This is a genomic window from Nonomuraea sp. NPDC004354 (genome assembly GCF_053602555.1).
This window is the reverse complement of the sequence record NZ_JBSGDV010000032.1, coordinates 17117-41146: the sequence shown is the minus strand read 5'-3', so window position 1 is coordinate 41146 and position 24030 is coordinate 17117. Positions and strand designations below refer to the sequence as shown.

The window sequence follows — 24030 nt, the reverse complement described above, 5'->3', positions numbered from 1 at the left end:
AGCTGGATCGCCCACACCGGTGATCATGGTCGAGGTGCACGCACTGCGGCAGAGACAGGCACACGCGTGAGCCTGATCGCCGCCGACGTGATCCCGCTCGGACATGATCGGCCCGGCACCTACGCCGACGCGGTCGGGATCTATCTGCGCTCGGCCGGGATCGCCGCCTCCTCCCAGCGGATCTGCCGGATCTCGCTGACCACCGGGGCGTGGCTCGCGCGCGGTGAGCGGCCGCCCCTGGGCAGGGCCCGCCGCGGTGCCACCCCTGCGTGTGGTCACCGTGATCGACGATCCCGAGATCCATCGCCTGGGGTTCCGGCCCGCGAACGGTGGTGGTCTCGCGCTTGACACCAGGAACACTGAACCGCCATCGGACCCCGCGGCCGGAACCTGACCCAAGGCGCCTCATCCGAGGCTGGCCCTCACCATGCGAAACCACCCACACCGTCTCGGCGACCGCCTGAGGGCCCTGCGACCGGTCATTGCCGCCGCAATTGCCCCGGTCGAACTGCTGGAGCAGGACTCCGATCAGGACTGAAGCGGTCGAGCCCTGGCCTGACCTTCTCTGATGCCGAGGGGTCCGGCGCGGATCTTGCGCCCACGATGTGTCCCGCCTCACCTCTCCACCGCATATACGCCACCGTATATTCGGGCTATCCTCCAGTTATACGGTTGCGTATACGCGAACGGAGACAGTGAGATGACCGGTGGTTTTGTCGCCTTCCCCTACCCGCGGTCCGAGCGTGGCCTTGCCGAGCGCCGCCGCAAGGCACGCCGGGTTCCTACCCTCCTCGCGCGGTAAGAGAGGTGGTCGCGGTCATGAGGATTCCGAATACTGCACACACCCGTCGCCCCTGGCGGATCCACGAGATCGCGGGCGATTTCCGGCTCGAGGATGTCTGGGTGATTCGCACGCCCGGCGCCGGGCCGGACGACTTCCCCAGGATGCTCGCCACGATGCAGGCCTTCAACGACTCCGCGCGAGACCCCCTGCTTTTCCGGTTGCTGTTCGCGGTGCGCTGGAAGCTCGGCGCTCTCCTGGGATGGGACACATCCGAGGCGGGCGTCGGGGCGCGGGTCGCGTCCCTGGTCGACCGCCTGCCGAGCGACCTCCGCGAGGCTCCACGCGGCTCGGACGTGGGGTTCGCGCCGTTAACCCCGCTGTACGAGCTCGACGACGAGTGCGCCCTCGAACTGGCGAACAAGACGGTCCACACGGTCATGCACCTGGGGTGGGCGCCGTCCGCGAGCGGCGGGCACGAGCTCCGCATGGCCGTCCTCGTGAACCCCAACGGCCTGCCCGGACGGCTCTACATGGCCGCCATCGCGCCGTTCCGGCACCTCATCGTCCTGCCAGCATTCGTACGGCAGCTGGAACGCGCGTGGCGGGACCGTGGCCGCCCGGGTACGGAAGCCGTGGAAGGCGCCGTGGGAACGCAGAACGTCCCCGAGTCCGTCCGCGCTCTCAGCTCGTTGTCCCGCATCGACTACGTCGACCACTTCACCCTCTTCACGGACGTGGACGCGACACCGGAGCAGTGGGCCCGGGCGATGTTCGGCGATGTCCCCGATGCCGCGGAGCAGGTGATCTGGCGCGGTTTCCTCGGTCTCCGCATCAGCCGGGGGCGATCGCCGGACACCGTGGCCGGATGGCGGATCGCCGAACGCGGCGAAGACTGGATCCGTCTTGAGGCCGCTTCCTCGTTCGTGACCGGCAACCTTGTCGTTCAGGCGAGCGATGGGCGGGTTTCGCTGGGAACGTTCCTGCGCTACGACCGCCTTCTGGGCCATGGTGTGTGGCCTCCGCTGGCCGCCGTCCATCGCCGACTGGCGCCCGGGCTGCTCCGGGGCGCCGCGGCCAAGATGCGCGGCCACCAATTGCCACCGTGACGTCCGCCCCTCCGGCCGGCCTGCGGAACCGCACCGGCCAGAAGTGATCGCGACAAGACAAGGAGATGACCGATGAGACCGATTCCCACCGACAGGGGCGACTGCCCGTTCGACCCGCCCATCGGCATGGCCGACGAGGCACTCGGCAAGGTACGCCTGGCCACCGGCGACGACGTGTGGCTGGTGGCCCGCCATCACCTGGTCAGGCAGGTGCTGGCCGACACCCGCTTCAGTTCGGAGCTCGACGGAGGTCTGCGCGGTGTGCCGCTGCATGCCGTACGGCCGGAGCCTGGGATGTTCATCCAGATGGACCCGCCCGAGCACACACGGCTGCGACGGATGCTGACCGGGCGGTTCACCGTCCAGCGGATGAACAGGCTGCGCCCGCAGATCGAGCAGATCGTCGCCGACCAGCTCGACGTGCTGGAGCAGCAGCCCAGGCCCGCGGACCTGGTGGCGAACTTCGCGCTGCCGATCCCGTCGCTGGTGATCTGTGAGCTGCTGGGCGTGCCGTACGAGGATCGCCAGGAGTTCCAGCACGCCGCCGCCCTGCTGGTGGACCTCACCGGCAGCCCGGAGGAGCTCGAGGCTGGGATGCTGCGGCTCGGTGAGTACCTCCTGGAACTGATTGCCCGCAAACGGGTCGAACCAGGCGAAGGGCTGATCGATGAGCTGCTCGACAGCGGGTTGCGTGACGAGGAACTGGTCGGGATCGCGGTCGTGTCGCTGATCGCCGGTCACGAGACCACGGCCAACATGCTGGGTCTCGGCACGCTGGCGCTCCTGCAGCACCCCGAACAACTCGCCCTGGTACGGCGGAGCCCCGAGACGGCCAGGACCGCGGTGGACGAGCTGCTGCGCTACCTGTCGATCATCGACACCGTCATGCTCAGGAGAGCGTCCATCGACCTGGAGCTCGACGGACAGGTGATTCCCGAGGGCGACTTCGTGAGCTCCTCCCTGGCCTCCGCCAACCGCGACCCGGCCCTGCTCGAGCGGCCCGGCGAGCTGGACGTGACCAGGCCGAAGACGCCGCACGTGGCGTTCGGGTTCGGGCCCCACCAGTGCCTGGGCCAGAACCTCGCCCGGCTGGAGATGGAGATCGCCTACCCGGCGCTGTTCCGGCGGCTTCCGAAGCTGCGGCTGGCCGTACCGCTGTCGGAGGTGCCGTTCAAGAAGGACGTGGCGGTCTACGGAGTGCACCGACTGGAGGTGGAATGGTGATCACGGTGGACCAGGGGCGGTGCGCTTCGTCCGGGCAGTGCGTGCTGTCCGCGCCGCAGGTGTTCGCGCAGGACGAGGAGGACGGGCGCGTGGTGCTGCTCGACGAGCAGGCCACGGGCCAGCAGGTACGGCGGGCCGCGACGGGCTGCCCCACGCAGGCGATCAGACTGGCGTAGGCGGCGCCCCCGCGCCGGTCGGCATCGGCCCGAGGGCAGCGCCTGCTCCAACGCAGCCCACCAGCGCCGGCACGCCAGCCCCACCACCTGACTCGACCTCGAGTCCCAAGTCCTCTTCGCCCCAGAACCGGCCGCTCGCTCGCCGCTGCGGGTGTTCTTCGGCACCGAGGGGCTGCGGATGACCAAGCAGGCCTACGTCGAGCGGCTCAAGAGGTGGGCCGACTGGGACGAGCTGTCAGCGGCGGCTCACTGACTGCTTGGCCTCCTGGCTGTTCGGCCCGGACGCCCCTCGGCGTCCGGGCCGCGGTCAGCCACAGGCCGGTGAAGACGGCGCAGGCCAGCGTCACGGCACCCGCCGCGAGGAAGGCGCTGTTGAGGCCGGACTCGAAGGAGGCGCCGCCGGACTCCCGCGTGTGGACGATCGCCCCGAGCACCGCCACTCCGAGCACCGCGCCGATCTGCCGGGTGGTGCTGCTGACGCCCGAGGCGAGGCCGCCCTCCTGCGGGCTGACCGCCTGGATGGCGGCCCCGGTCAGCGGCGACATGGTGAGAGCGAACCCGATGCCGACGACCGCCAGCCGCCACCACACGTTCCCGTAGCCGGTATCGGCGTGGACGAAGCCCAGCGCCAGCAGCCCCAGCCCGGCCAGGGCCAGGCCGATGCCGACGACGACACGGAAGCCGTACCTGGCCGCGAACCGGCCCGCGTACGGGCTGACGATCACCATGGCCAGCGAGGTGGGCAGGGTCCGCAGCCCGGCGGCCAGGATCGAAGTGCCCTGGACGTAGACGAAGAACTGGGAGAAGAAGAACGACGATCCCATCAGCGCGAACCCGACCACGACCATCGCCGTGTTGGACACCGTGAACAGCCGCTGGCGGAACAGCCGGAGCGGCAGCATCGGCGTCGACACACGACCCTCGACCACGACGAACGCGGCCAGGAGCACCAGTCCGGCGGCGAAGCTGCCCAGGATCACCGGCGAGGTCCAGCCTCGGGAACCGCCCTCGATCAGGCCGTAGGTCACAGCGCCCACGCCCGCGGCGGACAGGACCGTGCCGGGGACGTCGATCGGCGGCGCGCTCGGGTTGCGGGACTCCTTCAACACGCGCAGCCCGGCCAGCAGCAGGACCGCCCCGATGGGCACGTTGACCAGGAAGATGGCGGGCCAGCCGAAGGACTCCACCAGTATTCCGCCCGCCAGCGGTCCGGCGGCCAGGCCGAGGCCGCTGAATCCGGCCCACAACCCGATCGCCCTGACGCGCTCTCCCGGGGCGGGATACGCGGCGGTGAGCAGCGCCAGTGAGGCGGGGCTCAGCGCCGCGGCCCCGACGCCCTGCAGCACCCGCCCGGCGATCAGCCAGCCGATCGAGGGCGCGAGCGCACACACCACCGACGCGGCCGTGAACACCGCCACCCCGGCCAGGAACACCCGCCTGCGGCCGAACCGGTCGGCGAAGACGCCGCCCGACAGCAGCAGCATGGCCACCAGCAGCACGTAGGCGTCGACGATCCACTGCAGGCCGGTCAGCCCGGTGTGGAGCCGCTGCTGCATGTCGGGCAGGGCGGCGCCGACGATCGTGTTGTCGAGCAGCACCATGAACTGACCTGCGCAGGTCAGGGCGAGCAACGCTTTCACGTACATCCCCTCTAAAAGCAGTTCGTGACTGCGTTAACGTAGACCCTCGAAGGCTCTAACGCAAGTCTCGACTGCGTTAAGGTGGTGGGCATGGATGAGCAGGGGCGGGCCAGGCGGCCAGGCGGGCGCAGCGCCCGGGTCCGCGCGTCAGTGCACCAGGCCGTTACCGAGCTGGTCAGGGAGCGCGGCTACGGAAACTTCACCATCGGCGACATCGCGGCCCGCGCGGGCGTGGCCGACACCAGCCTCTACCGCCGGTGGGGCAACCTCCAGGCCCTGCTCAGCGATGTGCTGCTGACCCGGCTCAACGCGCAGTCGCCGATGCCTGACACCGGCAGCCTGGCCGGCGACCTGCGGACCCACGCCGCCAACGTGGCCCGCGAGGTCACCGGCCCCGACGGCCTGGCGCTGGTGCGGCTGACCCTCGCGCTGTCAGGCGAGGGTCAGCAGGGCCTTCAGGCGCGCGACGAGCTCCTGGCCGACCGCACCAGGCAGTTGCAGGCCGTGCTCGACCGCGCCCGCGACCGCGGCGAGGACCCGCCCGACGTACTGGAGGTGCTGGACCATCTCCTGGCGCCGATCTACATGCGCGTCCTGTTCGGCGCGGGCCCGCTCACCCCTGACTACCTCGACGGGTTGGTCGACCGGCTGCTCGCCTGATCCAGTCCGTCGCGCCATCTCTTCGGTGACAGGGAACCCCCCTGCGCGCGCATGAACTCCACCACCGTCTCCACCGCGGCCGCCAGCCTCTCGCGCGGCACCACCTGGGGTGCCGGTAACGCCCATATCACCAGCCACAAACGGGCGATCCTTACCGAGATTCCCAGCCGTGGCGCCGTGGCCAGCTTCCTGCTGCTGATGGCCGAGCGGTTCGCCCGCAAGCGCCTGCACGTGCTGGCCTACGTGGAGGGCCAAGCGCCTGCACGTGCCGGCCTACGTGGAGGGCAAGGACACCTCCGGCACGCTTCCGACTGGCGAGCGGGTTGAGGCAGCGACCCGTGGCGGAGCTGGTCACGAATGTGCTGAAGCCGCTACCCCGTCCTGTCACTGAGGAAGCATCAGCCAGGGAGCGGCTGTTCGTCACTGAGCTGAGCGGCCAAGATATCGGCGCAGGGCTTCTCGCCCACCCGGAACGAAGCGCCCTCGATTGACCACCTTCCGCAGTTCGAGTTCCGTGAGCCAGGCATGCCAAGCGATCTCGGACGGATCTGGAGCCAATGGCTCGGCGTGCCGAGCACGAGGGCGAGGGTGAGCAGGCCCACGCTGCCGCTATCGGTGAGCGGGAAGATGACGAGGGCGGAGCCGGCGGCCAGCGCGCCCGCCAGGACGATCGGCCGGCGGCCTACTCGGTCCGACAGGCCCAACCAGCCGAGGATGCCGGCGACCGCGATCGCGGAGGAGAGCGTCAGGCCGTTGAGCACCTGTTGGCGGGCGAAGCCGGCCTGCACGCCGTACGAGACGAGGAAGGTCGTGAGCGTGCCCTGCAGGACGAACGGTGACAGGCCCACGCCGATAGACAGCAAAAGTGTCCTGGGGTGGTGGCGCAGCACGTCCAGCAGCGGCGCGGACCGGGGCTCGGGGGCTTGGCGGGCGGTGGCGAAGACGAGGGTCTCCTCGACCCGCGCGCGGACGAACAGGCCGATGGCCAGCAACGACGCTGATCAGGAACAGGATGCGCCAGCCCCAGCCGAGGAACGCCTGCTCGTCCATGAGCGCGGCGCTGCCGTTGAGCGCTGCGGTCGACAGCAGCATGCCGAACGGGGCTCCGGCGTTGGTGACCGCGCCTGGCTGGTCGCGCGCTGGAACCGTCGTTCAGGTTGGCCGGGAGGGACAGGCGGTCGTGCGCGCCAGCGGTCAGCGGTCGCCTCCGGGGGGGTGCTCAGGCCCTGCTACCGGGACGCCTCAGGTGTTCTTCTCGTCTGCCGGAACGGGCGTGTTCTGCATACGGCTGTACTCCAGCAGATCTTCTTCGTCGATCACCTCGCCCGCGGGCGGAGCGGCGATGACGAGGTCGAATCCCCAGTCGGTGTAGCGCGTGTCGCTCCGCTTGACCAGCGGATCTTTCCCCTCTCCCACGGTATCAGCGGTGATCAGGCGCTTGAGGACACCGTCACGGTCGGCCCAGAGTTGCCAAGAGATCTTCCCTTTGCTCTTCTCGTCGATGCGCTTACCCGAGCTCCAGTTGCTGAAGTGGCCCTTGGAGGCCTTGTTCAGCTCCTGGTAGCTCATGGTGCCCCGGTAAACGAAACCGCCGGAGACGGGCTTGCTCGTCGAGCGCTTCAGCACGGCCTTCATCATGGACGGGTCGTACACGTTGATCGGCTGCAGGCTGGCGTCCTGGGCCATGTCCCGGGCCATGCGTCCCCTGTGGTTGTTCGGGAACCGGATCCACTTCTTGCCGTCGGGGACCGGCCCGGGGTACTGGTCGGCGTCGTCGTACACGTCTTCACCGACGCGGATCACACGGTAGGGATCCGGCTTCTTGGGCGGGACTCCCTCGACCTTCGGCAGGGGAAGGTCCCACCAGGTGAAATCCGCAGCCGCCGGACCCGTGGGGGCGAGCTGGAGACCACCGCTGATCCGGATCCCGCTCCCGGAGATCTTCGACTTCCCGCCATAGAAGTAGCGGTTGGTCTCGGCGATCCGAACGCCATGCTCGTTCCGGAGCTGCCGCTTGAGCGCGCGCGCCGGATCGGGAGCGCTTGCCTGCGCGGCGGCGGGACTCGTGGCAACCGGTACGGACGCGATCAGCACGGCGACCGCTAGGGTAACCCACCGTCTCATGGGTCATTTGTCCTGTTCTTGGGCTTTAAGACATTCGGCGGAAAGGTGAAGCTCACCGGAGATCGTAACGGGTGTGTCCCGCCGGATACCTGCCCCGGTTTGGGTGGTGTGGCCGGAAGCTGCGGCGCGGCTGTAGGCCTGGTAGGGGAAGGCGAGGCCTCGGGTGGTGGACCGCACCCAAAGCGCGGCCCGATTTCGATGTAGGTGTCATCGATTCTCCACACCGGGCGGCTTTTAGTAGTCGGACATATGCGACAAGTAAGAGTGGCGCGTACTTGCCAGACAGGTACAGCGGTCTTCAGGCATGTCAGGTGCACTGCCTCGCTACGCCACATTCGGTCCGATCCTTCGGACGCCCAATCAGGAACGGGATGTCACGCCAAGCCGCTTCCGCCCGGCCCGCTTAACGCGAGTTTTCGTTCGTATGCTGCTCAACCCCCGGCACATAGCGTGGACGGCAGCGTCCGACGGTACGCCCTTGCGCGTTCGTTGTGCGTACGATCGCCGGCACGGCCGGGTCTCCGCCTCCGAGGGGTTCAGCCCCGGCCAGGCTGCTGAGAGAGCTCCCGGTCCCAGTCGACCGTCTGCGCCCACTCCAGGTAGGAGTGCCAGCCCACCTCCGGGAACTCCGCGTGCAGCGCGGCGATGTCGGCGTGTACCCGGTTGTCCTCAAAACTCTGGAACATGTCAGCGATCTCATCCCCGGCCCACTGACGGATCATCGGGATGGGAATGTTCTCGTACGGCACGTCCGAACCGACGGCTTCGGACAGGAAGCCCGCTGCCTCGAGGGTGGTCACGCTGTCGGAGACGACGTCGATCGCTCTGCCGGACAGCTTGGCGGGGTTCTCGATCGCGTGGACGGCCATGCCGGCGATGTCCAGCACGGTGACCTGGTCGAGCTTGCGATCGGGAGAGAGCGGGAAGGCGTAGACGCCCTGGTTCAGCCGGGTCAGGCCCACATTGAGGGCGTTTTCCATGAAGTAGGCCGGCTGAACGCTGGTGAAAGTGGTGCCCTGCTTGATGAGGTATCGGTGCACGACCTGCTTGGCGGAGGCGTGCTCGACAGTGAAGTCGACCTCGCTCGCCGCCCCCTTGACCGAGGAGTACACCAGGTGCGCGTCCACCGCCCTCGCCGCGTCGGCGAGGGCACGGCCCTGGGCGATTTCCTCGGCGGCGCCGTTCTGGCCGAAGGGGACGGTCAGCCCGAAGATCGCATCCAGACCCTTCGCCGCCTTGGTGAGGGCTTCGCGGTCGGCGAGATCGCCGGTCATGAGGCGGACGCCCTGTGCGGCGAGCGCGTCCGCCGCCGGTGTCGCAGGGTCGCGGACGTAGGCGACGGGCTCATGGCCGTGCTTGAGCAGGCGTGCGACGACGGCTCCGCCCTGGCGGCCGGTGGCTCCTGCGACGAGGACACGGATCATGGATACTCCTTAATCAATCAATTGAATGATTTCACGCATGAGGACGAGCCTCATGCGTGCCGTACGCCCAGAAAGGCAGAGAGAGCCTCACTCACCTGTTGCCGGTACTCCTCCGACAGCGGATCCACGCCATAGATCCCCTCGATCACCTGCGGAAGCGCAACCGGGGCGAAGGCGAGCAGGAAGGAGAGCAGCGTCACGAACTCGGCCGGGTGACCATCGCCGATTTCTCCCGCCGCCTGCCGCGCGCGCGTCTGCTCGACGGCGGCGGCGGCCACTGTGCGCCATTCCCGCGCCAGCGCTTCGGCGTCACCGGGGTAGTCCCCCAACGCCTGCCACACCACGAGACGGGCTCGCCGGGGATCACGCAAGGTGGCGTTCAACACCATGCGGAAGCTCTCCAGGAACGGCTCGGCCTTACTTGCCGGCACCAGCTTCGAGCGCCGCTCCTGCCAGCCCGACAGCAGCTCCTCCAGCAGGCCTTCCTTGCCGCCGAAATAGTAAGAGATCAGCTGCACGTTGATGCCCGCACGCTTGGCGATCGCCGCCGTGCGAGCACCGCTGTATCCCTTGGCGGCGAACTCGTCGAGGGCCGCATCAAGGATGCGCTCCCTCGTACGTGCCGCTTTGCTCGTCGCCTGAGGCTGATCTTCTGGCATGGACACAGATTATCAATCAATCGCGTGATTACAACCGATCAGAGGGTGGGGTCCCGGTAGAAATGAAGAAATCTCCAACGAAGCAGCACCCTGACCTGCGGCAACAGAGTGTCCTGCAGATGAGGTCTCAGGTCAATGACGGTGGTGGGCCACGGGCTCACCGCTCACGTCCGTGTCTTCGCCGGGTCCTGCTCGTCATGGTCGCGCAAAAGACGGTGGCGGGTGAGGGGCGCCAGCCCTTCTTCTTGCCCTGGGTGATGACGAGGCGGGCGGGCGATCTCGCGGCGGCTGAGGCCTTGCTCGCGCAGGCGCAGGGCCATGGACGGCATGGCCGTGGGTCGGTGACAGTGGCGCCGCCGATGGCCTTGCCGCGGCTGCGGGCGGATTCGCGGCCTTCCAGGGTGCGGTCGCGGATGTATTCGCGTTCCATCCCCGACAGCGCGGCCAGCACGGTGAACACGCCCCGGACGCGTCGTGCGAGCCCTGCAGCTCACCGGTGAGGAACTCCAGGCCGATGCCCGCGGCGCTCAGTTGCTCGGCCAGGAGAGCTACCTCGACCCGGACACCGGCGTGCGCACCCGGGCGATTCCATCCCTGCGGTTTCTAGCGGCGCTGCGTGCGCTCAACCCGCATCGGGCCTGCCCCAACCGGAGCGGCATCATCGATCCACCACTCTCCCGGCACCAGCCGTCCGCCCCCGGGAACTGCCCGTAGCCGCCGCCATCGTGATCGCCTGCCCGTCCCCTGAGGGCCGCGCCGAGCCTTCCGAGCATGGCAGTGACGGCTGCGGCGATCACCCTCCGTCCAGGTTCAAGACAGCGTCCAGGATGAAGGTAGAAGGCCGCTGAGAGTCGCTGGCACGGCCGTTCGTCGCCGAACTCGCCCACCATGACCGAGGTCTCGTCGCCTGGCTCCACGGGAGCGTCCGGCCATGCGAGTACGGCGGCGTTGGCTCGGATTTTCGCCAGTAGGTCGTGGATGGTGGCCCTGTCGCGGGTCATACCGTCAGGCTGCCAGTGGCCCGGGCAAGAGGTGGCAAAACCGGTCGCGGCGTCGTATCGCTTCTCGCGCTGGGGGTAGCAGGCGGGACCATCACCATCACCATCACAGGGGGAAACGTGATCAGCACCCTGCACAAGATCGGCATCAAGTCCTCGCACATGTACGCCGCGGGCTTCGCTTCCATTGCCGCGTCACTCGCGTCGTGGTGGCTGTCGGCGAGCGCAGAGCCGGCGGGTATCGAGCGGGCCGACAGGTGGGGCATCTTCGTCGGCGAATGGGCGCCCACGTTCTTCGCTCTCGGGCTGGCGCTACGGACGGAAGAAATTCACGCCGTGGGCGACGGTCAAGTGCAGGCGAAGGCCGAGCGGGTTCCGCAAGGTGTCGGTGCGCCGCTCGGGTAGAGCAGCACGGATCGGCCGAGAGGCAGTTCGAGCGCGCGTTCGAGTAGGTAGGCGCGACCGGGTCGTGGCCGGGCGTGGGAGCCCGGTCGCCGCGACAAGATCCTGCTTCAGTGGACCACGTGGGCGCTGCGCTGGGGCCACGGCGGGCGCTCCACGTCGGCCGCGGCCACCCGGTTCGCGATCAGGGTGAACCATCGGACCCGGGCGGGACGACAGCTGGGCTGCGTCTCCCGGAGCACGACAGCTGGGCTGCGTCTCCCGGAGCACGACTGGACCACGGTCACCGACGGGGTGAGCATCACCCCCAGACCCAGCCCGATCAGCAGCAGGCCGGGGGCGAAGGCCCGGGCACCGGGCTTCCAGGCGACCAGGCCCAACAGCACGGCGATGCCGGCGATCGTAACGACGAAGCCCGCCACGATAAGGGCGCGCTGGGCACGGCGGCGGGCCAGCCTCTCGGCGGCCAGTGAGGAACATCAGCGCGGCCATCACCAGCAGGAAGATCGTGATCGCGACCTGGGCACCCTGCACGGCGGTGTCCAGGTCCTCGCTGATGTCGTTGATCATCACGTTCATGTTGGAGCCGGCGAAGCTGCCTCGGGAACTCGATTCTGCAGGGTGTGGGTACGGCGCTGCTGATCCCGCTTTGCGCCGCACTTGACCTGGCACCTACCGCCACCCCAGCTCACGGGCGGCGCGGTTGATCTGTGCCGCGGGCTTTCGACTTCAGTCGACTCTCCAGTCTTGCTTGCGCGGTGGATAGGCGAATGTCTGGGTGTCGGCCCAGCCCTGCGCAACGATGTGGTAGTCGTGTGCGGCCTCGCTGGCGGCGTGCAGATGGCCGACGTCGAGCCTGTCGGCGGTCGTCCAGGTTCCGTTGACCTTCTGCTCGATGACGTAGCGGAATTCGTTGAAGCCCTCGGAGGAGGACACGAACGTGTTGGCGATGGTGAGAGAGCGTCGACCCGCGGTGAGAGTTCGCGGGATCTCGACGACTTGGTCCCTCCACTTGTAGATGCTGTCACCGGGCAGCGGTCGCCACACTCCGGCGAGGTTCCCGTTCACGGTGATGCTGGCGTGTTGCCAGGCGACCCCTACGTCCAGGCGGCGGACCAGCCGTACTCCGGTGTTGGCCGGGTCGATGGTCGCGGTGAACCGGCTTGACCCGCCAGGGCCGAACGCACGACCGTCATCGCTGATGATGTGGCCGGGATCCACAGGGCTGCCGAAACCGTCCGGCGTGATCCGTTCAGGCGTCTTCTGCTGATGGATGATGACGCTCAGAGCCGCCGCGACTGCCAGCGTCACCAAAACGGTCGGCATGAAGGCTTGGCGCCAACCTCTGCTGGGGATGCGGGCCGGCCCGGCCTGGCTCGGCTCGGCCGTCTGGGCGGCGGCGGACGGCGCTCCGCTGGAAGATTCGATCCCGGGGTTCTCCTCCGGCCTGGCGGGTATGCGGGCGACCCGTACCCGCTCCCATGCCTGTTCCCATGCCGGAAGCTGGTCTTCGGGCACCTGGCACGCCCGCAGGAAGGCCACCATCACGGCCTTCTTCGGGAAGCGTCGGCCGGCCAGCATGTCCGCACAGGTCGTCCGTGGCAGCCGGGTCCTGCCCGCCTTGTCCGCCCGCGTCTCCAGTTCACGCAGGGAGGTATCGGCCCGCGCGAACTGCTCGGCCAGGGCCCTCACCAGACCCTCGTGACAGATCACCGTCTCCACCCCGGGTCGGGCCACCGGTTTGACGGCCCGGGGATCCTCGCCGCGTTCCGGATACTCGCGCTTCGCCCTCAACCGTTGCCCTTCCGCCTCGGGCCGTTCGGCCTCACTCAACCAACCTCTTCCTGTCGCAAAGTGTATGAGTGATTACCGAGAGTGTTCGAGGGGTGGTGTCGGCGGCTGCCTGCCGTCCGGTCCCGGCCGGCCGACCGGTGGTCGAGTCCGTCCGAGTCTGTCCGAGTCACTGTTGGACACCTCGGCTGCATGGCTTTGCTGACTCGTATGGCGGCCAACCGGCCCCGATACCAGTCAGGAGCCAGGGGGCCCTCGGTCAGCCTGGCGGCCCACAACTCCCCGTACAAGGAGAAGACCGTGAACACATCACGCACACTGCGGCGCCTCGCCGCGAAGACCATGATCGCCCTTGCTGCCACGGCCCTCTGGTCGGGAGCCGGTCTCATGACGGCCGGTGCGGCCGGGGCTCAGGCCGGCCCTCCTCCTGGCCTGCCCCGGATGCACGCCTACTGCCAGCACTTGGGGCACCTCAACTCGGTGGCCACCGACCCCGGCTCGGTATGGAGCTGGAGGTGCGTCGGGCACAGGGGCGAACATCACGGAATCAACATGCACGACGCCTGTCGGTGGCACTACGACGGAAGGCTCACGCGAGCCGCCTTCCACAACGTGAACGACGCGTTCTCCTGGTACTGCTACTGACCACTGGGTGGACGAGGATGTTCATCGAGTGCTGACAAGCAGCGGGCCCGTCGCCTGGCGAGGACGACCCGGGCCCCGCGTGCGGGGCGAGCGCCGCACGCGGGGCCTGGTCGCTGTCGCTGTGAGCCATAGGCCATGGGGGTACGGGGCAGCTGGAACCACCGGACAGCGCCACGGCCAGGGCCGATGCACGCTAGTGCGGCCCGGCCTGCCGTGCCAGTGCCCGCCGGCACCGCCGGTACTGGCAGAAGGTGTTCGCCGCCGAGATGATCGCCACCATCAGGACGCACCTGCAGGAGCGGGTCGGGCGGCGCTTGCCGGTCTGCGGTGTCTGGTTCGCGCCCGGCGTCGGCATTCGCCGGGACGCGATCTACTGCTCGCCGCCCTGCCGTTCGGCGGCCTGGCGGGCCCGCCGACGCCTTTCCTCGGCCACACAGCCGCTCCGAGCCGTCACACCCGCTGGCCCCTGTGACGGTTCGGGCACGCCTATACGTGGATGACCTCGGGTGATGCTGGACCAAGGCCGTCAGGAGGTCCTCGGGCATGGCCCCCCTTGTTGGCGATCAGGTCCCAGTCGATCGGCCGCTGCTTGAGCACCTTCTCCAGTTTCGGCCACGGCACCTGGTTCGCGGTCTGCGCGTAGAGCTGGATGGCGCCGATGTTCTTCAACCTGGGCAGCAGCTTGAACCCAGCAGCTCGGTGAAGGCCAACCCGACCAGGGACGCGCCGTGCGTGTCGGTGTAGTCGGCCTCGATGTCGGCGTCGGTGCCGTGCCGCAACAACCCCTCGATCATCGCGCGACCTCCGAAGAGGAGCACGACTTGAGCTGGGAGTAGATGCACAGCCGGCCCTTGTCGACGTGCCAGTAGATCATGACGCCGGAGCCGCCGTACCGGGCGTGGAACTCGGTCATCAGGTCGGACTCCCAGGAGGCGAATCGTCGCGGGTGACGCGTACACCGCCGATGACGCCGTACGAGCGGACCCGGATCAGGGGACCGCCGGCCGAGGGGACGCCCGGGGCGATGTGCCGATCGCCGAACAGGCTGAAGCCCTCGATCTCGACGCGCGCGTCGGCCGGCACTCGGAGCCGCACACCGCCGAAGAGGGCGACTTTGGTGAGGGTCAGACCGGAGGTGGCGCGCACGTCGGCGCCGCCGATCGGGGTGACGACGACGGTGTCGGAAGAGATCTGACCCTTGTGGCCGCCCAGGAGGGAGATGCGGTAGTTCGTCATGTATTGAACGGTAGAAAATCGCCGGTCGCGGCATAAGTGCCGGCCGTCGTGACCTCAACCGTGACGATCGTCATACCAGCCAGCCCTTCCGCTCGGCGATCTCCACCGCCTCCGTCCTGGTCCTGGCGCCGAGCTTCTGGATCGCGGCGGACAGGTGGTTTCGTACGGTGCCGGGCGACAGGTACAGGTCGCGGGCGATGTCGGCGATCGTGCCGTGCCCGCGGGCGGCGGCCAGGATCTCGGTCTCCCGGGGAGTCAGCGGCGAGGCGCCCTCGCTCAACGCGGCGATCGCCAGGGACGGGTCGATCACCCGCTGCCCGGCCGCGACCTTGCGGATGGCATCGGCGAGCTCGGTGATGGGCGCGTCCTTCAGCAGGAAGCCGGCGGCGCCTGCGGCCAGCGCGGCGTGCAGGTAGCCGGTACGGCCGAACGTGGTCACGATGACGACCTTGGTCTCGGGCACGGCCTGCGCCAGCCGCCGGGCCGCCTCCAGGCCGTCGATGCCGGGCATCTCGATGTCCAGCAGCGCGAGATCGGGCCGAAACGCCTCGCAGGCGCCCACCACCTCGTCACCGCGGCCGACGTCGGCGACGACCTCGATGTCCGGCTCCAGCCCCAGCAGGGTCGCCATGGCGCCGCGGAACATCGTCTGGTCCTCGGCGAGCAGCACTCTGATCGTCATGATGCCCTCCAGGGGATCGTCATGATGCCTCCAGGGGGACGGCGACACGGAGCCGGAAGCCGCCTTCCGGCCGCCGGCCGACGCTGAGCTCGCCGTCGAGGGCGGCGGCCCGCTCCGACAGCCCGGCCAGGCCGTTGCCGGCCGCCGGACGGCCGCCGTCGCCGGGGGCCGTCCGAGTGGGTCCCGCGCCGTCGTCGCGGACCTCGACGGCGGCCCGGCGCGGCTCCAGCGTCAGCGTGATCGCGCAGGTCCGGGCCCGGCTGTGCCGCAGGACGTTGGTGACGGCCTCGCGTACGGCCCAGGCCAGCAGCCCTTCGACGGGCACCGGCAGGTCCCAGCTGTCCGGTACGGACACCGTGCACTCGATCCCGGCCGAGCGGGCGGCCGAGACCGCTCCCGAGATCTCGGCGGCCAGCGTCGGCTGCTTGTAGTTCGTCACGGCCTGGCGCACCTCGGCCAGCGCGCGGCGTACCACGGAGTCGACGTCGGCCAGTTCGGCGTCGGCGCGCCCGGCGTCGAGCGGGACCAGCCTTCTGGCCAGTTCGGTCTTCACCGCCACCACCGACAGGCTGTGGCCCACCAGGTCGTGCAGGTCTCTTGCGATGCGGTTGCGCTCCTCCACCACGGCCATCCTGGCCAGCTCGCGCCGCGTCTCCCGCAGTTCCTCGATGAGGTCGGCGGTCCGCCTGCTCTGCGCGGCGAAGATGCCTGGCAGCAGGACGAACGCGCCCAGCGCGCTGGCCGCGACCGGATCGTCGCCGTGGACCAGGGCCAGTGCCATGCCCGCCAGGCTGATCCCGGCCGCCTCCTTGATCCGCAGATCCCGGCCGGCCTGCCTGGTCGCCCAGGTGGCCACCACGATCCAGTGCCAGCCCGCCCACGCCTCCAGCGTCAGGCACGCCGCGACGAGCACGAGATAGCGCTCGCGTGTGGGGCGTACCGCGACCAGCCCGCCCAGCACGACGACGCCGAGTGCCCACCCGGCGGCCAGGACGCGGCTCCAGAGCGCGGTGTGCTGGGCGAAGTGGTAGAACAGCGCCCACGCGGTGGCGCCGATCATCAGCAGCGACCGCACGTCGAAAGCCCCGGCGAGCAGGGCTCGCCGGGGACGCCACCACCTGCGCAGGCTCATCGGGCCGCCTGCCCCGGCCATCGCGTACGGCTCATCGCGTCAGGGACCTCCGCGTCGGCGACGTTCACCGGGCATGGGACTCCCGCCGCCACTGGACCAGCGTGGCCGCCGCGGCGGCGATGGCCCAGCCAGCCAGGACGGCCAGGCCGCCGGCCTGCGGACCGTGCCCGCCGATGATCGCGTATCCGGCCTGGACCAGGCTGTAGGTGGGCAGGTAGTGCTGGATCGCGGCCAGCGCGGCGGGCAGCGTACCCGAGCCGATGACGCCGCCCAGCGCGGCCAGGGCGAAGAAGATCACCGCCAGCCCGATCTGCGCCGTCTTGCCCTTGAGCGTGAGGGCGAGGCTGAGACCGAGGAGCGCGAAGGGCAGCGAGCCGAGCACGAGCTGGCCGAGCAACGCCGCCCATTGCCCGGCGGCCAGGTGAACCCCGCCGACGGTCACAGCGGCGACCTCGACCCCCGCCACTCCCGGGACGATCATCAGCATGCCCTGCACGATCTTTCGCGCCAGCCAGTGCCGATCGGCCAGCGGCGTGACCTTGAGCTGCCGCAGCCAGCCGCGCATCCGATCCTCCGCGACCCCGCCTCCGGAACCGATCAGCCCTCCGCCCGCGGCGGCGTAGACGGCCATGGCGACCATGGCGAACGCCGAGTCGGAGGTCCTGCCGTAGATCAGGTAGAGCCCGACGGGCATGACCACGAGCAGGAGCAGGTATCGGATATTCCGGAGAGCCCGGAAGATCTCAAACCTCACGAAGCTGAACATTACGCACTCCTCTGGTGGATGTCAGTAGGTCAGCGCTTGGCCAAGGTGAGCTGGAGCAGGGCCTCTTCCAGACCGGTGCCCGAGACCTTGCCACTGTGATTTCCGGACCGCGACTGATTCCGAACCCGGCTGATCCTCCGGCGGCCGACGACGGCGTCGAGGAAGTCCGGCAGCACCTGTTCCCAGCGCGGCGCGGCCAGCAGATCACCGATGCCGTGCACGGCTCGTGCGCCGTTCTCGACGCCGACCCCGTCGGGGTGGAGCAGGACGTGACCGGTAGCAGCGTCGATGACCGCGCGCTCGATGCCGACGCCGTCCAGGCCGGTGGTCTCGGTGTCCAGGACGACCGCGGCACCAAATTCCAGGTCGGCGCAGGCCCGGCGGATGACGTCGCCGGCCGCGGTGGACAGGGTGATGCGGTCGGTAGCGGTTAGCGGTCACCGGTGAGGGGACGTATCGGACCTGGGGATGGCTCGGCGTTACTGTGCGGGCTTGTGCCGGTCAGCCGTGACGGGCCGGAACCGAGGATGGGGGCTCCCGTCCCGCGTGCCAGGCCCGCCGCTGCGGCGGCCGTCGGATCGGAAGGGGCATCATGCGGATGCGGTGGGAGGCGTTCTTGTCCGCGATCCAGGAGCGCGGCGAATATCCCTCGCGGGAGGAGGCGGAGCAGGCCTCCCGCGTCGTCCTGGCCCTGCTGGGCGCGCACCTGGTGGGCGAGGTGCGCAATGAGCTGGCCGCCTGGCTCCCCGAGACGCTGGCGCTGGTCCTGCTCAACCCCCTGCCGGCCTACGAGCCGCTGACGCCCGAGCGGTTCGTCCGGGCGACCGCGGCCTGGATCGAGGGCGCCACGGAGAAGACCGCGACGTGGGACGTCAGCGCCGTCCTCAGCGTCGTGGCCGACACCGCGGGCGAGGACCTGATGAAGCGGATCCTGCTGCAGCTCCCGCCCGGCTACGACCTGCTGTTCGGCCGCCCACAGCCAATCTGACGACATGCCCTCCGCAGAGGGGTTCAGCGCACGGCGCCGGGCGGAGGTTGCGCCGTGGACGTGCACGAGGCAGCCCGCGTGGGAGCGGCTCACCGAGCGGGAACCCCCGTACGTCGCCGCCGAGCGCACCGAGGACTACTCAAAGGGCCCGTACCTGCTGCGGCTGACCGACGCCGGCACCTGCCACCACGCCGAGCAGTGGCAGGCGTACGCCCGCCTCTACCCCGCGGTGAACGCCCCCACCCCGATGGAGCGGCCGCCTGGCCAGCCGAGGTCGACGCCGGCCTGGCCGCGATGAGAAATGCGTGCACAGCGCTGCGTGGGCAGCTCGCCGAGACACTGGCCGAGCACGACCGGCTGACGTTCGCCGCCAACCAGGTTCCCGTGCCTGCCGAGCGGGAATCGGCCCGGATCGCGGTACGGCCGAACAAGGCCGCCGACGCCTACGACGCTGCGCTCGCACGCTACCGGACGGTCCTGGACGCTCAGACGCTGGAGCTCACGGGCCTGTACCAGGCGGCCTGCGTGCGGTTCGCGCTCGCCGCCGCCGTGGTCGAAGCGTGCGATTGCGGCGATGACTGCGCTTGGCTGCCCGATGACCGGCGCGCCCTGGCCGCCGAGGCCACCGCGCACGAGGCCAACCCGGACGTCCAGGTCGAAGAGCTCCCGGACCTCCAGGCGCCTCGCACGGCAACGACCGCACCGCAGGAGACGTTCGTCTCCGTCACCCTGCACCCCGACACTGCCGAGGTGTGCCTGCACACCGAGCAGACCCTGGTCACCCTCCAGCCCGCCCGTGCCGGGCTCGTCTACCCGGTCCGCGTCTCGGTGTGCGAGCCGTGCGCGGACCTCCTCACGCCCACCCCGACCGATCACGAGCCACCGGACCCCGATCTGTGACCTTCTTCTTCGCCCTGCCCGGCCCAGACGGCAAGAAGCTGGAGCGCTGTTTGGGCGGGTGATCCTTCCTCGGCGGTGTGCACGATCAGGGCCAATCCGGGGTCGTCCGGCAACCGCAGGGTCTCGTAGGTGAGCTCGATCTCGCCGACCAGCGGATGCCGATACCGGTAGTGCCCGTGTCTTTTGTCCCTCACCTCATGCTCAGCCCAGATTTCACGGAACTCGGCGCTGACGCTGGAAAGCTCGTCGATCAGGGTCTGGGTGGACGGGGGGACCGGTCGGTGGGCGGCGTCCATCCGGAGGAAGCCCGCGACGTCGCGGGCCCGCGCCCGCCAGTCGGCGAACAGGTTGCGCACGCCCTCGTCCAGGAACACCAGCCGGGCCATGTTGCGCTCTGCGGCGGGGATGGCGCCGAAGTCGGTGATCAATGCTGCCGCCAGTCGGTTCCAGGCCAGCACGTTGGTGTTGCGGTCGACCAGGTAGGCAGGGGCGTTGTCGATCGAGGCCAGCAACCGGCGAATGCTCGGCCGCAGGGGCGGGCGGTCGTCCGCGGTCTCGGGGGGCGCGGCGGGCGCAGGGCGGGCCAGCCGGTGCAGGTGCGCGCGTTCGGCCGGATCGAGTCGCAACGCACGGGCTACCGCGTCGAGGACCTCCACTGAGAAATGCAGGGTGCGTCCCTGCTCCAGCCGGATGTAGTGGTCGACGCTGACTCCGGCCAGTTGGGCCAGTTCCTCGCGGCGCAGTCCAGGGACCCGGCGCCGCGCCCCGTAGGAGGACAGGCCGAGCTCCTCGGGCCGGAGCCGGGCCCGACGGGATCGGAGGAACTCCCCCAGCTCGGCGCGTCGATCCAAGACCATGCCTCCTAGTATCACCGGCCGAGACCCAAGTGATCCTGGTCAGGGTGTGCCTATGCAGTGCTGGGCACTGTCTGAGCCGCCGTGAAACGCCGAGGGTGGGAACCCACCGGAACGGTTCCGGCTTTCCGATTCACAGGAGCGCATCACTCATGACTGTCCTACTTGGCCGTACCGGCATGGAGATCACCCGATTGGGCTTTGGTTCGTGGGCCGTGTCGGGCTCGGGCTGGACCTTCAGCTGGGGCGCCACCGACGACGCCGAGTCGGTCGCCGCGATCCGCCACGCGCTGGACGCGGGCGTCAACTGGATCGACACCGCCGCGGTGTACGGCCTGGGCCACTCGGAGGAACTGGTCGGCAAAGCTATCGCCGACCTGCCCCAAGCCGACCGCCCGTACATCTTCACCAAGGTCGGCCTGGTCTGGGACCCCGACAACCCGTCGGCCGCACCTCGGCGGATCATGAAGCCCGCCAGCGTCCGTCGCGAACTCGAGGACTCGCTGCGGCGGCTGGGCGTCGACCACATCGACCTGTACCAGGTGCACTACCCCGACACCGGCGAGTCGCTGGAGTACGCCGGTGGCGGTTTCGGGGCGGTGTCGCCCAACGCCACGCCGCTGGAGGAGTACTGGCAGGTCATGGCCGATTTGAAGGCCGAGGGCAAGGTCCGGGCGATCGGGCTGTCCAATCACGCGCCCGACCTGCTCGAAGCCGCCGAGCAGATCGCCCATGTCGACGTCATCCAGCCCCCGTTCTCGGCGATCAACCGATCGTCCGCGGCCGAGATCGCCTGGGCACGCGCGCATGAGACCGGCGTGATCACCTATTCGCCGCTTCAGTCCGGCCTCCTCACCGGGGCCTTCTCCGCCGAGCGCGTGGCCGGCCTGCCCGCCGAGGACTGGCGGACCGCGCACGCCGACTTCACGACCGGCCTGACCGCCAACCTCCAGCTCGCCGAGGCGCTGTGGCCGATCGCCGAACGCCATGGCCGTACCGTGGCCGAAGTGGCCATCGCCTGGGTGCTCGCCTGGCCCGGCATCACCGGAGCCATCGTCGGCGCACGCAAGACCGCCCAGGTGGACGGCTGGATCGGCGCGGGATCGTTCGAGCTGACCTCTGCCGACATCGAGGAGATCGCCACCGCGATCACGGTCTCCGGCGCGGGCAGCGGCCCCGCCCGCCACGCATGAAGGAGACCGGGGCCATGTCTCTCGTCGTCATCGCTGAGTTCCTCGCCGCACCCGGGCAACACGACCGGCTCCGCACAGCGCTGGAGGCCATGATCGAACCATCCCTGGACGAACCCGGCTGCATGGCCTACCAGCCCTACACCGATCCCAACAACCCCGCCCGCATGGTGGTCGTCGAGCAATGGGCCAACCGGCAAGCCCTCGACGAACACTTCACCACCCCCCACCTCCACCACGCTCAGCAGGTACTCGACCAGATCCTCGCCGAACCCCTGACCATTCGGACGTTGGTCGAAGCCCCGACCGTATGAACGAGCCACCGCCGGGCACGCATCCCGTGCCCGGCGACGGCCTGTTCCGGCAAGCCGTCTGCACAGCTGATCGGCAGCGGGAAACGATCACCCGTCTGTGGGAAGCGATCTGTAACTCACTTCGTCGTCCCAGGTCAGGGAAACTCGAGAACACCCCCAGCGGTGTGACGAAACCCCGCGGTGCAGCATCTGCCACCAGACGGCCCCCCGGCTACTGCTCCCGAGCCTGCCAGCAACGCGCCTATCGCAACCGATCAAAAGAGACAGCCCGCCCTGTGCATCGCTGACGACGGACCGGTGTGTGCACAGGACTTTGGACATCTGTCCAGCCGACTTCGGAAATCGACACATTGGTGAGGTGACGACCTGGGGCGGAGATCTTCAAAAACTCGCTTCAACAACCTCCGGTCTTCAATAACTCCGGAGACCGTTTTCTGAGAGGATCCGGGGTGTGACGAGCACTCCCCTGTCTCGATTCCCGTAGTCCTCTGCACTGATTCCCGAAGTCCAGTTCACTGATCTGACGCGCCTCGATCTCCGCGCTTCGCGGTGGAGGGGCGCTAATTGGTTTTCGGGGCGGCCGGATCTCAGTGGGTACGGCGCGGCGGGGCGAGGATGCCGGTGATCTCGGCGACGGCCTCGGCCAGGCTCTGGTCGGCGCACGGCTGCCAAGCGACTGTCTGCTGGTGGAAGCGGCCGAGCGCGCCATTGGCCGCCTGCGCGGGGCCGGTGGCGGGCAGGGCCAGGCCTGCCGTCGCGGTCGCGACCGTCAGCAGCGCCCTCATCGTTCACGCGTATTTCCTTGTGTTGGTGTTGGGTGAAGTGATCACCAACGTAGGGATGGGCGGGGGCGCGGTTCGATCCCGCGGGCTCGCCGGCCGATGGTGCTGGCTACCGCACCACCATCGGCCGGCCAGCCCGCAGGAAGGAGGGTTAGGGCAGCGGGGTGGCTGCCTCGACCCGGTTGAGGTGCACGATCACGTCGAAGGCCGCTCCCAGGGCCAGCGGCCGGTTGAACTGCTCGGGCACGTAGGTGGCCGGGATGGTGAAGGTCGGACGGGCGGTGTCCAGCCACGCTCGGGTGGACGGGGTACGGCCGGCGCGGCGCAGGTCCACGTAGTAGTCGCGGTAGCGTACCCGGTCCAGGACGGCCTCGCTGCTGTCCGGGACGGGGGCGCCGGTGTCGAAGACGGCGACCTGGCCGGTCTTGGGGTCGATGGCGCGGAAGCGGCCGCTGTGGATGGTGGTGCCGATCGCCACATAGGAGGTGCCGGCCAGGGAGCGCAGGACGGCGCCCTGGGTGACCGGGTACTGGTGGGGCCAGGCCGAGACGTAGCCGATGTGCCCGTTGTGCGCGGCCGCCACGGTCTTGGTGCCGGTGTGGCGCTGCCACCACACGGTGTTCTCGGCCATGGCCCGGTCACGGTGACGGTGCAGGGCCGACCCGTCCAGTGCGTACATGGTGGTCATCTGGACGATGACGCGGGCCTCCTGCAGGACCGTCGGGCTCACCTTTCCGCTGTCGTCCAGCAGGCGGTAGGCGGCCTGAGCGTCGCCGGCCAGGGCGGCGCGCTGCTCGGCCGGCAGTGTGGCCAGGGCGTTCATCCGTTCGGCCACCCCGGCGGGCAGGGCGAGCAGGCCCGCGTAGCGGCGACGCAGTTCGGGCTCCAGCGAAGGCTCGTGCTTCTCGGCCCAGGCGAGGATGCGCCGGTACTGCTCGGGGTGGACGTCGCCGATGTCGAATCCCATCACGCGCAGCTTGCGTGAGGCGGTGCGGTTGTAGTCGCGCATCCACTCATACAGGTCCATCCATTCCTGGGTCTTCCACGCGCCGTAGGACTGCTGGAACTCCTCGGCCATGATCGTGCGCAGGTCGCCCTTGCCGGTGCGCACGTACGCGTCCAGGCGGACGCCGGCCGACCATGTCGCCTCCAGCGCCAGCGTGGTGAAGCCCTGGGTTTGCGCCAGGTGCCGGAACATCCGGTGCCGCAGCGTGAACAGCTCCTTCGAGCCGTGCGTGACCTCGCCGATCCCCACGATGGTGGCGCCCTTGGTCATCGCCGACAACGCCCGCAGGTCGCGGGACTGACCGCTCGGGACGGTGCCGCGCAGTTCCTGGGCGTTGCGCTCAAGGTCCGCCACCACCCGCTCCTGGCCGGCGCCGACGGCCGCCGTGGAGACGCCGGCGGGGGCGGGGGTGGCGAACGCCGGAGCGCTCAGGCTCGTCAGACAGGCCGCCAGCGCCAGGGTGACCGGCACGGTACGACGCAGAGTGTTGCTCGACAAGACAGATCCTTACGTTGGGTGTCGGATGAAGCAATCACCAACGTAGGGA

Annotated in this window: 29 protein-coding genes and 1 pseudogene; 14 read left to right on the top strand and 16 right to left on the bottom strand. The window is 69.3% G+C overall.

What is annotated here, in order from left to right; translation table 11 throughout:
* Positions 1-807 precede the first annotated feature (807 nt).
* From ACWENQ_RS43780 to ACWENQ_RS43770, 3 genes are all read left to right on the top strand, one after another.
* Positions 808-1890, top strand: coding sequence for a DUF2867 domain-containing protein (locus tag ACWENQ_RS43780; RefSeq protein ID WP_452419500.1), 1083 nt, complete (start codon positions 808-810; stop codon positions 1888-1890).
* Positions 1891-1962: 72 nt separating this feature from the next.
* Complete coding sequence (locus tag ACWENQ_RS43775; protein ID WP_452419499.1) at positions 1963-3114, top strand: cytochrome P450; 1152 nt, start codon at positions 1963-1965, stop codon at positions 3112-3114.
* The gene (locus tag ACWENQ_RS43770) at positions 3108-3290 is read left to right on the top strand and encodes a ferredoxin (RefSeq protein ID WP_449929919.1); all 183 of its coding nucleotides are present in this window, start codon (positions 3108-3110) and stop codon (positions 3288-3290) included. Before ACWENQ_RS43775 ends, ACWENQ_RS43770 begins: the two co-directional genes overlap by 7 nt.
* A 206-nt stretch (positions 3291-3496) precedes the next feature.
* On the opposite strand, the gene ACWENQ_RS43765 is transcribed toward ACWENQ_RS43770, so the two are convergent.
* Positions 3497-4930: an MFS transporter gene (locus ACWENQ_RS43765; RefSeq protein WP_452419498.1), complete on the bottom strand. Its 1434-nt coding sequence runs from the start codon at positions 4928-4930 to the stop codon at positions 3497-3499.
* 90 nt (positions 4931-5020) lie between these two features.
* On the opposite strand from ACWENQ_RS43765, the gene ACWENQ_RS43760 reads away from it, so the two are divergent.
* Together ACWENQ_RS43760 and ACWENQ_RS43755 are read left to right on the top strand one after the other, a co-directional pair.
* The gene (locus tag ACWENQ_RS43760) at positions 5021-5590 is read left to right on the top strand and encodes a TetR/AcrR family transcriptional regulator (RefSeq protein WP_449929915.1); all 570 of its coding nucleotides are present in this window, start codon (positions 5021-5023) and stop codon (positions 5588-5590) included.
* 51 nt (positions 5591-5641) lie between these two features.
* A complete protein-coding gene (locus ACWENQ_RS43755) occupies positions 5642-5917 on the top strand; it encodes a hypothetical protein (RefSeq protein WP_452419497.1) in 276 nt (91 codons plus the stop codon).
* A gap of 71 nt (positions 5918-5988) precedes the next feature.
* Here ACWENQ_RS43755 and ACWENQ_RS43750 read toward each other — a convergent pair whose 3' ends face one another.
* From ACWENQ_RS43750 to ACWENQ_RS43730, 5 genes are all read right to left on the bottom strand, one after another.
* Entirely contained in the window at positions 5989-6582 is a 594-nt protein-coding gene (locus ACWENQ_RS43750; RefSeq protein WP_452419496.1) for an MFS transporter, read from the bottom strand.
* A gap of 250 nt (positions 6583-6832) precedes the next feature.
* Positions 6833-7684, bottom strand: coding sequence for a hypothetical protein (locus ACWENQ_RS43745; protein WP_452419495.1), 852 nt, complete (start codon positions 7682-7684; stop codon positions 6833-6835).
* A gap of 566 nt (positions 7685-8250) precedes the next feature.
* A complete protein-coding gene (locus ACWENQ_RS43740; RefSeq protein WP_452419494.1) occupies positions 8251-9138 on the bottom strand; it encodes an NmrA family NAD(P)-binding protein in 888 nt (295 codons plus the stop codon).
* 50 nt (positions 9139-9188) lie between these two features.
* On the bottom strand, positions 9189-9797 hold the full coding sequence (locus ACWENQ_RS43735; RefSeq protein ID WP_449929909.1) for a TetR family transcriptional regulator: 609 nt from the start codon (positions 9795-9797) through the stop codon (positions 9189-9191).
* A gap of 157 nt (positions 9798-9954) precedes the next feature.
* On the bottom strand, positions 9955-10257 hold the full coding sequence (locus ACWENQ_RS43730) for a hypothetical protein (protein WP_452419493.1): 303 nt from the start codon (positions 10255-10257) through the stop codon (positions 9955-9957).
* A 14-nt stretch (positions 10258-10271) separates the two neighbouring features.
* Here ACWENQ_RS43730 and ACWENQ_RS43725 point away from each other — a divergent pair, with 14 nt between their 5' ends.
* Positions 10272-10511, top strand: coding sequence for a hypothetical protein (locus ACWENQ_RS43725; protein WP_452419492.1), 240 nt, complete (start codon positions 10272-10274; stop codon positions 10509-10511).
* A 404-nt stretch (positions 10512-10915) separates the two neighbouring features.
* Positions 10916-11200: a hypothetical protein gene (locus ACWENQ_RS43720; protein WP_452419491.1), complete on the top strand. Its 285-nt coding sequence runs from the start codon at positions 10916-10918 to the stop codon at positions 11198-11200.
* A 107-nt stretch (positions 11201-11307) separates the two neighbouring features.
* Here ACWENQ_RS43720 and ACWENQ_RS43715 read toward each other — a convergent pair whose 3' ends face one another.
* On the bottom strand, positions 11308-11619 hold the full coding sequence (locus tag ACWENQ_RS43715) for a hypothetical protein (protein ID WP_452419490.1): 312 nt from the start codon (positions 11617-11619) through the stop codon (positions 11308-11310).
* Positions 11620-11926: 307 nt separating this feature from the next.
* Positions 11927-13030, bottom strand: a complete 1104-nt coding sequence (locus ACWENQ_RS43710; protein WP_452419489.1) for a hypothetical protein — start codon at positions 13028-13030, stop codon at positions 11927-11929.
* A gap of 258 nt (positions 13031-13288) precedes the next feature.
* Between ACWENQ_RS43710 and ACWENQ_RS43705 the strand changes: the two genes are divergently transcribed.
* Positions 13289-13633, top strand: a complete 345-nt coding sequence (locus ACWENQ_RS43705) for a hypothetical protein (protein WP_449929897.1) — start codon at positions 13289-13291, stop codon at positions 13631-13633.
* A gap of 486 nt (positions 13634-14119) precedes the next feature.
* Here the strand turns inward: ACWENQ_RS43705 and ACWENQ_RS43700 are convergent.
* The 5 genes and pseudogenes from ACWENQ_RS43700 to ACWENQ_RS43680 form a co-directional block, all read right to left on the bottom strand.
* Positions 14120-14546: pseudogene (locus ACWENQ_RS43700) on the bottom strand (Tn3 family transposase).
* Positions 14546-14869 (bottom strand): hypothetical protein, encoded by a 324-nt coding sequence (locus ACWENQ_RS43695; protein ID WP_449929966.1) that lies wholly within the window; start codon positions 14867-14869, stop codon positions 14546-14548. Before ACWENQ_RS43695 ends, ACWENQ_RS43700 begins: the two are co-directional and overlap by 1 nt.
* 70 nt (positions 14870-14939) lie before the next feature.
* A complete protein-coding gene (locus ACWENQ_RS43690; RefSeq protein WP_449929895.1) occupies positions 14940-15551 on the bottom strand; it encodes a response regulator transcription factor in 612 nt (203 codons plus the stop codon).
* Positions 15552-15570: 19 nt separating this feature from the next.
* Entirely contained in the window at positions 15571-16683 is a 1113-nt protein-coding gene (locus ACWENQ_RS43685) for a sensor histidine kinase (protein ID WP_452419488.1), read from the bottom strand.
* Between the two features lie 64 nt (positions 16684-16747).
* The gene (locus ACWENQ_RS43680) at positions 16748-17437 is read right to left on the bottom strand and encodes a hypothetical protein (RefSeq protein WP_452419487.1); all 690 of its coding nucleotides are present in this window, start codon (positions 17435-17437) and stop codon (positions 16748-16750) included.
* Positions 17438-17463: 26 nt separating this feature from the next.
* On the opposite strand from ACWENQ_RS43680, the gene ACWENQ_RS43675 reads away from it, so the two are divergent.
* The 4 genes from ACWENQ_RS43675 to ACWENQ_RS43660 all read left to right on the top strand — a co-directional run bounded on the left by ACWENQ_RS43675 (position 17464) and on the right by ACWENQ_RS43660 (position 19337).
* Positions 17464-17883, top strand: coding sequence for a hypothetical protein (locus ACWENQ_RS43675; protein WP_452419486.1), 420 nt, complete (start codon positions 17464-17466; stop codon positions 17881-17883).
* Positions 17884-18065: 182 nt separating this feature from the next.
* Positions 18066-18437, top strand: a complete 372-nt coding sequence (locus ACWENQ_RS43670; RefSeq protein ID WP_449929887.1) for a DUF2267 domain-containing protein — start codon at positions 18066-18068, stop codon at positions 18435-18437.
* A gap of 4 nt (positions 18438-18441) precedes the next feature.
* Positions 18442-18735, top strand: a complete 294-nt coding sequence (locus ACWENQ_RS43665) for a hypothetical protein (protein WP_452419485.1) — start codon at positions 18442-18444, stop codon at positions 18733-18735.
* A complete protein-coding gene (locus tag ACWENQ_RS43660) occupies positions 18732-19337 on the top strand; it encodes a hypothetical protein (RefSeq protein WP_452419484.1) in 606 nt (201 codons plus the stop codon). Before ACWENQ_RS43665 ends, ACWENQ_RS43660 begins: the two co-directional genes overlap by 4 nt.
* Here ACWENQ_RS43660 and ACWENQ_RS43655 read toward each other — a convergent pair.
* Entirely contained in the window at positions 19310-20194 is an 885-nt protein-coding gene (locus tag ACWENQ_RS43655; RefSeq protein WP_452419483.1) for a helix-turn-helix transcriptional regulator, read from the bottom strand. The genes ACWENQ_RS43660 and ACWENQ_RS43655 overlap by 28 nt on opposite strands.
* A gap of 149 nt (positions 20195-20343) precedes the next feature.
* Between ACWENQ_RS43655 and ACWENQ_RS43650 the strand changes: the two genes are divergently transcribed.
* A complete protein-coding gene (locus ACWENQ_RS43650; RefSeq protein WP_452419482.1) occupies positions 20344-21384 on the top strand; it encodes an aldo/keto reductase in 1041 nt (346 codons plus the stop codon).
* Between the two features lie 14 nt (positions 21385-21398).
* Positions 21399-21695: a putative quinol monooxygenase gene (locus ACWENQ_RS43645; RefSeq protein WP_452419481.1), complete on the top strand. Its 297-nt coding sequence runs from the start codon at positions 21399-21401 to the stop codon at positions 21693-21695.
* Positions 21696-22282: 587 nt separating this feature from the next.
* On the opposite strand, the gene ACWENQ_RS43640 is transcribed toward ACWENQ_RS43645, so the two are convergent.
* Positions 22283-22480, bottom strand: coding sequence for a hypothetical protein (locus ACWENQ_RS43640; RefSeq protein WP_452419480.1), 198 nt, complete (start codon positions 22478-22480; stop codon positions 22283-22285).
* 148 nt (positions 22481-22628) lie between these two features.
* Positions 22629-23981, bottom strand: a complete 1353-nt coding sequence (locus tag ACWENQ_RS43635) for an erythromycin esterase family protein (protein ID WP_452419479.1) — start codon at positions 23979-23981, stop codon at positions 22629-22631.
* Between the last annotated feature and the right edge of the window lie 49 nt (positions 23982-24030).